At 58.7% G+C, this 12,523-nt stretch carries 9 protein-coding genes; 3 read left to right on the top strand and 6 right to left on the bottom strand.

All coding sequences use genetic code 11. The annotated features are described in order from the left end of the window. From bcsA to bcsR, 3 genes are read right to left on the bottom strand one after another with little or no spacing between them, the layout of a single operon-like run. Positions 1 to 2,604: a UDP-forming cellulose synthase catalytic subunit gene (bcsA, locus tag ACX8ZY_RS19170; RefSeq protein ID WP_320504221.1), complete on the bottom strand. Its 2,604-nt coding sequence runs from the start codon at positions 2,602 to 2,604 to the stop codon at positions 1 to 3. Next, positions 2,601 to 3,332, bottom strand: coding sequence for a cellulose biosynthesis protein BcsQ (gene bcsQ / locus ACX8ZY_RS19175; protein WP_010257415.1), 732 nt, complete (start codon positions 3,330 to 3,332; stop codon positions 2,601 to 2,603). The genes bcsA and bcsQ overlap by 4 nt, the downstream gene beginning before the upstream one ends. Continuing rightward, a complete protein-coding gene (bcsR, locus tag ACX8ZY_RS19180) occupies positions 3,332 to 3,529 on the bottom strand; it encodes a cellulose biosynthesis protein BcsR (RefSeq protein ID WP_010257416.1) in 198 nt (65 codons plus the stop codon). Before bcsR ends, bcsQ begins: the two co-directional genes overlap by 1 nt. Positions 3,530 to 3,729: 200 nt before the next feature. Between bcsR and bcsE the strand changes: the two genes are divergently transcribed. The 3 genes from bcsE to bcsG are packed head-to-tail and all read left to right on the top strand — an operon-like array spanning position 3,730 to position 7,114. Next, positions 3,730 to 5,265, top strand: a complete 1,536-nt coding sequence (gene bcsE, locus ACX8ZY_RS19185) for a cellulose biosynthesis protein BcsE (RefSeq protein ID WP_320504222.1) — start codon at positions 3,730 to 3,732, stop codon at positions 5,263 to 5,265. Continuing rightward, on the top strand, positions 5,265 to 5,453 hold the full coding sequence (gene bcsF, locus ACX8ZY_RS19190) for a cellulose biosynthesis protein BcsF (protein ID WP_010257418.1): 189 nt from the start codon (positions 5,265 to 5,267) through the stop codon (positions 5,451 to 5,453). Before bcsE ends, bcsF begins: the two co-directional genes overlap by 1 nt. Then, positions 5,453 to 7,114, top strand: a complete 1,662-nt coding sequence (gene bcsG / locus ACX8ZY_RS19195) for a cellulose biosynthesis protein BcsG (RefSeq protein ID WP_320504223.1) — start codon at positions 5,453 to 5,455, stop codon at positions 7,112 to 7,114. Before bcsF ends, bcsG begins: the two co-directional genes overlap by 1 nt. 128 nt (positions 7,115 to 7,242) lie before the next feature. On the opposite strand, the gene ACX8ZY_RS19200 is transcribed toward bcsG, so the two are convergent. Genes ACX8ZY_RS19200 through ACX8ZY_RS19210 form a run of 3 tightly spaced genes read right to left on the bottom strand, consistent with a single transcriptional unit; the run spans position 7,243 to position 12,517 of the window. Next, positions 7,243 to 8,250 (bottom strand): glycosyl hydrolase family 8, encoded by a 1,008-nt coding sequence (locus ACX8ZY_RS19200; RefSeq protein ID WP_031590334.1) that lies wholly within the window; start codon positions 8,248 to 8,250, stop codon positions 7,243 to 7,245. A gap of 8 nt (positions 8,251 to 8,258) precedes the next feature. Next, entirely contained in the window at positions 8,259 to 8,702 is a 444-nt protein-coding gene (bcsD, locus tag ACX8ZY_RS19205; protein WP_010671651.1) for a cellulose biosynthesis protein BcsD, read from the bottom strand. Next, complete coding sequence (locus tag ACX8ZY_RS19210) at positions 8,702 to 12,517, bottom strand: cellulose biosynthesis protein BcsC (RefSeq protein ID WP_320504224.1); 3,816 nt, start codon at positions 12,515 to 12,517, stop codon at positions 8,702 to 8,704. Before ACX8ZY_RS19210 ends, bcsD begins: the two co-directional genes overlap by 1 nt. Positions 12,518 to 12,523: the final 6 nt, after the last annotated feature.

Below are 12,523 nucleotides of genomic sequence, written 5' to 3' on the forward strand. Positions count from 1 at the left end.
TCAACTCAATGCGTTTTTTGAAGCTGGCACACGTCCGATGCCTTGCGGCAACAGCGAAGCCAGCCAGCTCACCCCAACGGTAAGCAGGTTAAACAGCCGACGTAACTGCGGCGGGCCATATTCCGCCAGGCGCAGGTAACCTTTGAAACCGAGGATCATGATATCGGCGAGGCTCTGGACCGGTTTATCTTCCGGAAAACCGTCCTGCCACAGCGCCCAGGTATCGGCGCGGGCGAAGGTACACTGGATAAATTCAATATGCTGCTGAGTGGTCAACTGATGGAGACGCACGCCAGCCCGGTGGCCAAAGACACGCTGCACCTGGCACGGGAAGCTGAACTCCTGCTGTCCACGACGCAGCAGCAGCCACACTTTTTCATTCTCCCGCAGCGCATCCGGCTCGCGCATCTCCAGCCCGACGCCGCCGTCAGAGTAGTCACGCAGCGTACAGGGCAGCATATGACCATCTTCGCGTGCAATGGCGGCCGGCATGGCGATCTCCACCCGGTGCGCCTCACGGATCTGCCGTGCTTCAACCGAAACCGCTACCGCACCGCCAAGAATAATCATGTTGTAGAGCACCCAAATCAGGCTCACCCATACCGTCAGTACCTCATTGGCCGGACCGTGCTGCATGCGCCAGAACGCCATCAAAACCCCTGCGAGGTTGAGCAGCACCAGCAGCATATAGGGCTTGGTTATCACCCAGTCCAGATGCTCCTCCTCCACCAGCCCGCCTTTTGCGGTGACGTTAAACTTCCCTTTATGAGGATTGAACAGCGCCACGGTGGTAGGCCGGGCGATATACCAGGCCAGCACCGTCTCGTAGACCTCGCTCCAGAAAGAGTGTCGCCAGCGTCCCTGAATACGCGAGTTGGTGAGGCTGGTATGCAGCATATGGGGCAAAACATAAATGGCGATCGCCAGCGCAGGTGCGTAGATGATGTAGGCATGACAGAGCAGAAACGCCAGCGGCGCCAGCAGGAAGACCAGCCGCGGAATGCCAGAGAGAAAGTGCAGCATGGCGTTGGCATAACAGAGCCGCTGTACCCACTTCAGCCCCTTACCAAACAGCGGGTTATCAAGGCGGAAGATCTGCACCATACCGCGTGCCCAGCGGATGCGCTGTCCGATATGCGCTGACAGACTTTCGGTCGCCAGTCCGGCCGCCTGAGGAATGCGGATGTAGGCCGAGGTGTAGCCGCGCCGGTGCAGCCGCAGCGAGGTATGGGCATCTTCGGTAACGGTTTCCACCGCAATACCGCCAATTTCATCCAGCGCGCTGCGGCGCAGCACGGCGCAGGAGCCGCAGAAAAAGGTGGCATCCCAGGTATCATTACCGTCCTGCACCAGCCCATAAAAGAGCGAACCCTCATTGGGCGTACGACGAAACCGCCCGAGATTGCGCTCAAACGGATCAGGCGAGAAGAAGTGATGCGGCGTCTGCATCATCGCCAGCCGGGGATCTTTAATAAACCAGCCCATGGTCATCTGCAAAAAGGCGCGCGTCGGCACATGGTCACAGTCGAAAATCACCACAAATTCGCTGCGGCAGTACTTTTTCAGCGCGTGATTGATATTGCCGGCCTTGGCGTGCTCATGGGTGGGACGGACGACATAGTTGATACCCACGCTGGCGGCAAAGTCGCGGAATTCCGGCCGGTCACCGTCATCGAGCAGATAGATATTCAGGCGGTCTTTCGGCCAGTCGATGCCCATGGCAGCGTAGATGGTGGGTCTGACCACGCTGAGCGGTTCGTTGTAGGTTGGCACCAGCAGATCGATGCCTGGCCACTGATCCCGATCGACAGGCATCGACACCGGCTGACGGTTAAGCGGCCAGAGCGTCTGAAAATAGCCCAGCACCAGCACCACCCAGGCGTAGGTCTCTGCCGCAATAAGCAGCAGACCAAACACCAGACTCAGCGGATCGTCCCAGTTCAGCGTCGAGGTATAGCGCCACCAGAGGTAGCGGCACGATACGGTCAGCGACAGCACAATCAGCATCATGGTCGGGAAACGCCCCGGGACGCGTCGTACCAGCATCGCCAGACTCCAGAGCAGTACCACAAAGATAAACTGCGTCATCAGACCAAAGGGCTGGCTGATACAGAGCAGCGCCAGCAACGTCGCAAACAGGGCGGTGACGGCGAAGAGGCTGCGTCGCACCAGCGGCGACAGCCGCTTCAGCCACTGTTCGATGCGCACATCGATTCCCTGGGTCTGTGAGTGGGCAACGGCCTTGTCCAGCCAGCGGTAGCCATGGTGGCGCCAGCCAGACAGCGCACCGAGGCCACGGAAACCGCCACGAGCGCGATCGCTCTGCGGCAGGATCACCAAAAGCCACAGCGTCTGGATCAGATAACGCAGGATATCCAGCGGTCGCGGCCGCTCCGGCGAAATGTGCGGATAGAGCCGGCGGCGCTGCTGAATAATCCGCTGCCAGCCTGGTGTTTCGAAGCGAAGCAGCATCAGGCCCAGCACCGACCAGAACAGATGGAGCGCACTGGCGAAGCGGGACGCGCCATTGCCTCGCGCGGTGGTATAGCCCCTGTGCAGCGATTGCCAGGCGGGCGCTGTTAACAGCCAGCACAACGGATTCAAGAGCTCACTCCATTCAGATTGAGCAGCAGCCAGCTTGCCAGCGTGATGATCTCTTCACTGACCAACGCATGTGGCCGGTATTCACCGACCGGCTGCTTCATCATCAGCGCTTCTGCCAGCGCCTCATCCCGGTGGATCAGCAGCGGTATCAGCGGATTCAGCGAGGCCATCCAGAGCTGATGCAGATCCTGCTGCAGACGACTGTTGGCATTAAACTGATTGATAATAAACCGGGTGCGCGCCGGAAACTGGCGCTGGCTAAGCCGTAAATGGCAATTCGCGTCTGGCTGAGTGACGCACAACAGGCTGTCCAGCGTCGGATAGAGCGTTTCATGCCAGGGCAGGGTATCGGCAGGCAGATCGAAAATAATCCACTGATAGCGCGCCCGCAGGTCCGGTAATGCCTGGAGCAGCGGCGCGGCGATCGCCTCATTCTGTCTGGCAATAGTCAAAGCATGCTGATGGGACAGCACCCCGTGAGGCAGCAAATCAGGACCATCGGGATAGCGAAGCCCGCTGTGCTGCCAGTCACCGCCCTCACACAGTGCTTTCATCCAGCCATTATCCTGCTGAGCGGGCAGATTAAAATGCACGCCGAGCTGGCTGACCGGGGAGCCATCGATCAACAATACTCGTTCGCCGAGTGCCGCCAGCGCCCAGCCTAATCCGGCACAAAGAGAAGTCGTGCCGACGCCGCCCCGTACGCCCTGAAGCGCGATCTGTGGCATCAGCGATCGGTCTCAGACTGGCTGGCAAGGGTTTCCGCTAATAGCGGCCAGCGCGACACGATCGCTTTCAGGCGCTCTTCACGCGCAATGTCGACATAGCGGAAAGAGTGCAAAGAAAACGCATCGCGCAACGCGCTAATATCATCCTGACGATCGCCATCAGCGGCAACAGGGTTATAGAGATTGTGGTTTTTCATTACTGTTCGCCAAAAATAAAACAACGTCACACTCAGGATGACCGACTGCGCGTAAAGGAAAGTTGAAAAATATTTCCAGAAACGCGGCAATTGCAGAACAATGTGAGCCGGCCTGTGATTAGCAATGTTTAAATTTCTCAGGTTACATCCCGGCCTGTCTATAATAAGCTAGCCTGGACTGGAAAAATAACGAATTCAATATGAAAAATTCTTTTTCGCTGGGGCTGTTGCATGTTCAGCCTGAATTAACGGCATTGCAAACGCCCGGCTGTTATTGGGTGACCTGTGCGCGGCAGGATGACGCCCGCACTTTTATTCGACAGGTAATTTCACATCAGCAGGCCGTAACGCTGATCAGCGCTGACCAGCCGCCGCGTGATTTGCTGACGCCCGACCCACCTGGCGGACCCGATCGTATTCCGCTGTTTTCTCTTTCCAAAAGCAAAGGCAGTTTGTTGCAGCTGGAAAGTGATTTTCTGCGCACGCTCGGCAGTAAAAATGGGTTAGTGATATTTAATAGCAACGCAGCGCAATGGGATAAGCTTGATGAAGCAGAATTATCCCGCTGGATAAAGGGCATGCGTCAGACGCTGCATAAAAGAAAGCTCACCCTTTTAATCGTGACCTCCGGCACCACAATAATAAATCTGAGTAATCATCTTCAGCGTTATTTTCGTCAGCTGGATGGCGTTGCGCATTTGAGCTTTCAGCAGGATAGCTGGCAGTATCGAATTAACTGGTGGTATGCCGCGGAACGCCTGCTTGCCGATCGGGCAATACGTCTGGGCTGTGAAAATGAGCGATTTTTTACCTTAAATGAAAAGCAGGAACCACTGAGCCTCAACGATGAGCAGCATTATCTTGCGGACAACATCGTGCTCGAGGGCGCGCCGCCGCTTTCACGCCAGTGGCAACTGTTCGAGGATAATGAGCAGGTCTGGTTGCGGGCGCAGCAGGCCAATGCCGCAACGGTGATTTTCAGCCTGACCCGCAGCGAATATATCAACGAACTGGCGAAGATGGTGCACAGCCTGCGTCGTACACGCGGCAACGGATTGAAAATTGTGGTGCGCGAGATGGGTGCCAGCCTGCGTTATAGCGACGAACGTCTGCTGCTGGCCTGCGGTGTAAACGCCATCGTCCCGACCAACGCCACAATGTCGCGCTTTCTGACCACGCTGGAGGGCCTTCAGGGACAGGTGTTTAACCGTCGCGTTCCCGCCAGTCTTGAGGCGTTAACCGCTTCGTTGCAGCCTCTGCATGAGAAAGGCTACCTGCGTCTCGATGCCTTCTGTCAGTCAGTCGGCCAGTTGATCAGCAATACCCTGCTGCCGGAAAATGATAAGGGCCTGCTGGTCGCGTTGCGGCCTGTGCCACAGCTTAAGCCTCAGCAAATCCTGACGCTCTGTAAACCGCGCCGCTTTGGCGACCTGGTCACGGTACTGGAAGATCGTGTCATCCTTTTCCTCTCTTCCTGCCGCTATAACGACCTTGATAAGGCATTGAAATATATCTTTTCTCTGCCTCACGACGAGCTGTTTGCTAACCGGATGGTCTGGTTTGAGGATAATCAGATCCTCGCAGAAGTCAGCAATATTAAGAAACTGACGCCGATGGCAATTCAGGATCTGGCTCCGGTATCAGAGACGGCCCGCGCCGCCGTTGAGAGCCGGCCTGAAACACATGAACGCGCTGCACCGCAGCCCATCACTTTACTGCCGGAGAACAAAGCCTGATGAATCTGATGGACTGGGTACAAATTGCGCTACTTATTCTGGTTATCCTGCTGTTTTTAAAGCCATTATATCAAAAATGGCTACCCCGTCGCTGGAACGGCATCATGAATCGTCTGTTGCCAGCGCGCGCGCTTAAATCGGAAGGTCACTGGCAGCGTCAATCCTCTGAAACGGATAGAAAAAATTAATGAATACTGATCAACCCGCGGCGGCCTCCTCTTCCCGCTTCTGGTCCTCCTGGCGCGGACTGGGCGGCTGGAATTTCTACTTTTTACTGAAGTTCGGCATGCTGTGGTATGGCTATCTCAATTTTCACGCCCTGAGCAATCTGGTGTTTCTCGCCTGGCTGCTTTTTCCGTTACCCTCGGCGCGCCTGCATCGCATCCGCCAGTTGATCTCGATTCCGGTTGGCATCGCGCTGTTCTGGCACGACACCTGGCTGCCAGGACTCAGCAGCATACTCAGCCAGGGCGATCAGCTGGCGGGCTTCTCTGCGGCCTATCTGCTCGACCTGGCCGATCGCTTTATTAACTGGCAAATGGTGGGAGCCGCCTTTGTGCTGCTGGTTCTCTATCTGTTTGTTTCACAATGGGTTCGCATCACGGTGCTGGTTTCCCTGATGCTGATCTGGCTTAACGTGCTGACGATTGCTGGCCCGGCGATGTCGCTGCTGCCGACCCGGACGGCTACGCCACAGGTCGTATTGAATCAGACACCCAGCGGCGGCCAGCCAGCCGCCACGCCGGATGGACTGGAGCAGTCTGCGCCGCCGACCAGCGCGAATCTCACCGCCTGGCTGAACCGCTTTCATGAAAGTGAACGCCAGCGCGTGACGCATTTTCCCGACAATCTGCCTGCCGATTCGCAGCCTTTCGACATCCTGGTGATCAATATCTGTTCGCTCGCCTGGTCTGATATGGATGCTTCTCAGCTGCGTAACCATCCGCTGTGGCAGCATTTCGACATCATGCTGAGCAATTACAACGCCGCAACCAGCTACAGCGGACCGGCGGGTATCCGACTGCTGCGTGCCAGTTGTGGCCAGACCTCGCATAGCGATCTCTATAAACCTGCCGATCCGCGTTGCTATCTGTTCGACAATCTGGCGAAGCTGGGCTTTAAAGAGCAGTTGATGATGGATCACACTGGGGTATTCGGTAACTACCTGAAGGAGGTGCGCGAGGGCGGCGATATTCAGGCACCGCTGATGTCACAGGCGGGTATCGCACCAGAACTGACATCATTCGACGGCTCGCCGGTATTCAACGATGCGCAACTGATGCAGCGCTGGCTGGACGACCGCAGCAAAAGCAGCGATGCACGCAGCGCCACCTTCTACAATCTGATCCCGCTGCACGACGGCACCCGTGAACTCGGCAGCACCAAAACGGCACCGTGGAAACCGCGCGCGCAACTACTATTCGATCAGCTTGATGCCTTTATGACGCAGCTGGAGAAGTCGGGCCGCCGCGTCATGGTACTGGTAGTGCCCGAGCACGGTGCCGCGCTGCAGGGAGACAAAATGCAGATGTCCGGCCTGCGCGATATTCCCAGCCCGGATATTACTCACGTACCGGTGGGCATTAAGTTCGTCGGAATGAAGGCGCCGCATCAGGCTCAGCCATTGAACATTGATGCGCCGACCAGCCTGCTGGCCTTGTCAGAGATTGTGTCGCGCGTCGTAGATGGGCAGGTATTTAATGCCCCGAATGTGAATATGTCGGTGCTGACTGACAAGCTGCCACAGACGCCGGTGGTGTCGGAAAATGACGGTGCAGTGGTGATAATGTATCAGGGCAAACCCTGGATCAGGCTGAACGGCGGCGACTGGGTCGCCTATCCGCAGTAACGCGTAACCGCCGGGTTGCAGAGCCGTGACCCGGCAGTTAAAGGCGGGTCAGGCGCGGCGCCTGCTCCCTGTTGAGCGCGTGGCTGTCGATGGCAGAATAGCGGCCAGTGCCGCCATTCTGCCAGTTATCAGCGCTTCTCCTGAAACGCCTGCCAGGTCAGCAACTGCAGACTGGCAGAAAAGTAGTTCTGATCCGCAGCCAGCTTATCGCTCAGATAGCCGGTTTCATTCAGCGTCAGGTCACGTACCGCCAGCAGCCCGCCCTCAAGATGGTAAGGTGCTGGGGCATTCGCCAGCACGTCGAACCAGGCGGGTGTCAGCATGCGGCTGTAACCCTGCCAGACGCGCTGAAACGGCACCAGTGCCAGACTGTGCGGGTCATACCACCAGATGTTCAGCGGCACGCGAATCGCATCGTAACTGAAGCGGTTCGAGTAGCCGACGGCCGGGGCAACCGAACCGTCGGCATTCAGTGCGACCCAGTCCATTGGCAGCCCGGTTTTGCCAAAGCTCAGCTTACCCAGCAGATCAAAGCCATCGTTAATCAGCTTATCCCAGACCTGAAGATGGCTGTGTTCACCAAACTCGCGCCATGCCTGAAACAGGAAGTAAGAGGGATTGAGCACCACATAACTGACTTTGTTAAAGCCCTGCGCACCCGGCAGCATCACGGTGTGGCCGCCAAAGCTCGTGACATCCAGCCTGATAATGGCGCGCTGAATACGGTCAGATTCCTGCTGGTAGCTCTCCACCTGCCATTTCTGTGCAGCACGCTGTAGCGCCCAGGCCAGCAACACATCGCCATCCGCGGCGTTATTCTTGTCGGCGACCGGGTTGTCACTGCCCGGCACGTAGCGCCAGTAAAAAAGCTCGGTCTGCGGATTACGCAGCTGGCTGCGCGTCCACTGCCACAACCGATCAAAGGTGGCGCGATCGTCGTTGGCCACCGCCAGCAACATGCCATAACCCTGGCCTTCGGTATGACTGACGTTGTTATTGGCGGTGTCAGTGATCCGCCCTTCTGAGGTCACAAAGCGACTTTTAAAAGTCTCCCAGCCGCTGGCACTCGCCTGCGCGCTGCAGGCCAGCAGTAAAACAGAGCAGAGCCAGACCCGCCAGAGTGGATTACGTTTCATTTCCGATCCTATTGATATCGATAGTGCAGCGTGCTGCCATCGTTGAGTTCAAGCGTAACCGGCACAATGCTGCTGCCGCCCTGGCCCTGCAACCAGCCCGAAAAAAGTCCGGCCATCACCGCACCAAACGCCGCCTGCCAGTCAGCCGGAGAGTGGATGTTGTCGCCTGCCGGTAAGGCGTGATACGCAATCAGCAGCGCCTTCTCTTCCGGCTGAAGCTGCACAAAGCCCCAGTTAAACCGCGCCAGTTGCAGATTGCACTCGCGCTCCAGATCCTGCACGGTACGCGACTCTGGCAAAGGATAGCGGTTCGCCAGCGATTCCCCCATCTTATAGAGAAAGGCTTCCGCCTCCTGCTGACCGGCGTTGGCGATCATCCCGTCAATCAGCACGCTGACCAGGTCAAACCAGCCTGGCTGATACGGATGCGATACCCCCGAATGCTCACTCATTACTTCTCTCCGAACAGGTAACGGACATAGAGCTGCGCGCTGCTTTCGTTGTAGTCACCAAAGGTGTCATAACCCAGCTGGCCGCCAATCGTCACATCTTTATTGAGTTTGTAGTCCGCCCCGGCGTGCAGGTTGTAGCCGATGCCGTTTTTACTGCCGCCGGAGTAGTAAGCGTCTTTCACGCTGCCGCTGGCGGCAAGGGATTCCAGCTCTGACTGCAGGCTGGCATCCGCCGGGAAGTACGCGCTCTTATCCTGACTGTAGGTCTGATAACCGGCTGCACCGCCAATATTCACTTTCAGATCGTCAAACTTGCGTGAGAACTCTATCGGGAACGAGACCGACGCGTAGTTCTGCGGGCTGAAGTAGCCGCCCTGACCGTAGCTGAAGTAGCTGAGGTTTTTCGAGAAGTCCATCCACGACAGGCTCATGCCCACTTTCAGCTCGCGATCGTCAGTGTGAAACGGACGAACGTAGGCACCGGCAGTTGCCTGCAGGTTGTTGTTGCTGGCGACATTCTCGCCGAGATAGCTGTAAGCGCCCGCGCCGGCGTAGAAGCCCGCATCGCCATTGTCGTAGCTTAACAGTGCGTTAGCGCCGTTTTTGGTGACGCGTCCCCAGCGTTTGCCGCTGGCTTTATCTTCTGCGCCGACGTAAGAGAGCAGGCTGTCGGTAATCGCGCGGCGCTCACCGGTCAGGATCAGCGTCAGGAAGTCGGTGAGTTTCGGTGACCACTGTACGCCCCCGACCAGAGTACTGAGATCCTGGCCCAGCGGCGTACTGCCGATATCCACTTTATAGCTGTCGCCCTTCAGCGCCAGATTCAGCTCCACGCCTGAAGCGGTTTGCGAATCGGTGGTGGCGTTCGGCAGGTCATTCACCGTTGCACCGCCTGCAGCCACCACCCTGCCCTGACTCAGCGCATTGGTGCCGAAACGGCGCCAGGCATCGGCTGCGCCACTGCCCGCCGTAAGTGAGACCGGCGTGGCGGTAAAGTCGAGGCGCGCCGTTTCAAACGGCACGGTAGAGAAGGTCAGCGGCGCTTTAGCTTCCGTCAGCTTGCTCAGGCCCGACTCGCCATCACGCCCGCGCACCTGCACCATGCCCTGACTCCAGCTGCCGGTTTTTTCCTGCAGCGAATCCATCATGGTGTCGACGTCGTGCAGAATCTGTGACTGTTGAGCAACGGTTTCGCTGCCCGCGGCCGGTTCGCCCTGCGTTGTCACGCCAGCGGCAACGCCCGCCGGTGCCGCCTGCCACGGCAGCACGGTGCCGTAGCTGGATGGTGAACGTCCCACCGGCGAAGTATCACGGTTGATAAACGGATTATCCGCCAGCGCCAGTCCGCCCACGGTCGGCACGCTGCCAGGCTGCGCGCCCTGCAGGCCAATCAGCTGACCGCGCGCTGAACGCAGATAAGCCATCGCCTGAGAATGCTCGCCATTGGCTTCCGCGACCCGCGCCAGCAGCAGCAGACGATCCGGTGTCTGAGTCGTACTGTTAAGGCCGCGACTCAGCTCATTAGCGCGCTGCACATTGTTCTGCGCCAGCGCGACGTTGATGGCCCCGACGCGCGCATCCTGCGTCGGCGTATCCTGGGTCATCAGGTAGTCATAGACCACGCCCGCATCCCGGTTCATCTTGCCGTCCTGGTAGAGACGGGCCATCGCGAACATCAGATCGCGGTTCTGCGGATCCTGCTGCAGTGCACCAATCAGCTTGTCATACGCCACCGCGTACTGACGCTGCTGCCGCAGACGATCCACTTCGTTAATCAGATAGCCATTGCGAATACCGGCCAGTTGCGTTGGCGTACTGCGCGCCTGCAGTTCCGGATTGCTGAGGAAGCGCTGCGCCTCACTGCCGAGGCCCGCCTGATTCAGTACCGTCATCTGCGCGGCATAATCGCCCGCATTGCCCTGCACGCCACGCTGCAGGTTAGTCCGCACCACCGAAACGGCGCTGGTGAGATCGCCCGCCTGCGCCAGCTTCTGCGCCAGGTTTCCGGCATCAACCGGGTTGGTAGGTGGATTAACCGTGAGCGCCTTCAGGGTATTGGCGGCGGCAGCCGTCGCGCCCTGCGCCAGATACTGGTCGGCCGTGCTCATCTGCAGATTGAAATTAACCCGCTGCGCCAGTTCACGCATCGCCGCCGTCTTCGCGTTAGCGGGAATGCGCGACAGCAACGTGCTGGCCTGCTGCCAGCCGCCGCTTTCGCTGGCGTTAAGCGCACCGGCATACAGTTCGCTGGTGCTGGCCCCGTTGCGCATCACCGGCTGCATCACGTTAGCCGCCAGCAGCGTGTCGCCCTGCTGACGATAAAGCCGGGCTAAATCAAGCCGCAGCCAGCCATCCGTGGGATAGCGCTGAATACCCTGCTGCAGCGTCGCGATGGCAGCGGCATTGTTACCAGCCGCCAGTTGACGCTTCGCCTGCTGACGCAGCGCATCGGCTTCATTGGCCCGTGGCGTGACGCTCTGGCGAACGCTGTCCGGCAATGCACCCAGCAGCGTGTTAGCTTCGGTGCCCCGATTCTGCTGACGCAGAACGTAGAACAGTCCCTCTTTGGCGCTGCGGTTATCCGCATCGCTTTGCAGAATAGTGCGATAGAGTTGCTCCGCCTGCTGTGGCTGATTGGTGCGGCGCAGCACGTCGGCGCGGAACAGTCTGGCGGCCAGCCCTTTTTCGCCGTCAGCCTGCACCAGCGGTTCGCTTAATGTCAGCGCCTGCGCCGTGTCTCCGCTTTTCAGTGCCTGCTGGGCGCTGGCCAGCTGTGCATAAAAACGCGCATCGTCAGCCTGCTGCTGACGCGATGAACCCTGATCGCCGCCGAGCTGAGCAGACCGCTGCAGATAATCCGCCGCTTCCTGATAACGTCCGGCTCGCTGGGCCACATAGCCCATGCCCGCTAACGCATCGGCATCCTGCGGATTCGCACCCAGTACTTTTTCAAAGCTGGACTGCGCACCGCCGACGTCACCGCTGTTCAGCGCGCTGAATCCGGCCCCTTTTTCTGCGCCGCCGACGTTTTTACGGTAGTAGTCGATGACGGCGGAGTCCTGCGGATGACGCTGCTGCCAGGTCTGATAGAGCGCCGCATCTGACGGCTGCGGACCGAGCCACAGCAGCGCCTGACGCAGTGAGCGGTCGGCATCCTGATTACCGCTCGCCAGCGAACTCAGCACCTCAATGCCTTCGCGACGGGTTGTTTCCTGATAGGTCAGCGCTTTACCCAGCGCCAGCCGCGCGCCGGTGTCCTGCGGATGCTGAGCCGCAAACTGGCGCAGTGCCTCAACCGCCTGCGGCAGCAGCGTACGGTCGCCCGCCATAGTGAGATAATATTCTGCCGCGACGCTGGGTGGTGGCGCATTGCCGCTGAAGGTGTTGCGCCAGGTCTGTAACGCCGCCGGAATATTGCCGCTGCGCGCCTGCTGACGCGCCAGCGCAAGCTGCGCCTGCGGAATGGTCTGCATCTGGCGCGCGTTATCCAGCTCGCCAAGATGCGGATCGTTGGGGGAGACCTGACTCAGACGGGCGCGATACTGCGCCGCCGCCGCAGTGTCGCCACCCTGCTGTGAATAGAGCGCCAGCAGGTAGAGCGCCTGAGTGTTGTTGGGTTCAACCATCAGCACCTTTTGCAGTGAGGCTGTCGCCAGGTCGTCATGCGCTTTCTGATGCCAGTAAGAGGCCTGATCGAACAGCGCCTGCAACGCCGGATTGGCGCTTTCCGCCGCCAGCAGCGGCTGTGACAGGGCCAGCGCACTGCCCAGCAGCAACGCCTTACGGATACCGGCACTTAACAGATTTTTTTTCATTATTAT

It is taken from the genome of Pantoea sp. XAF26B01_ASV70 (assembly GCF_054512635.1).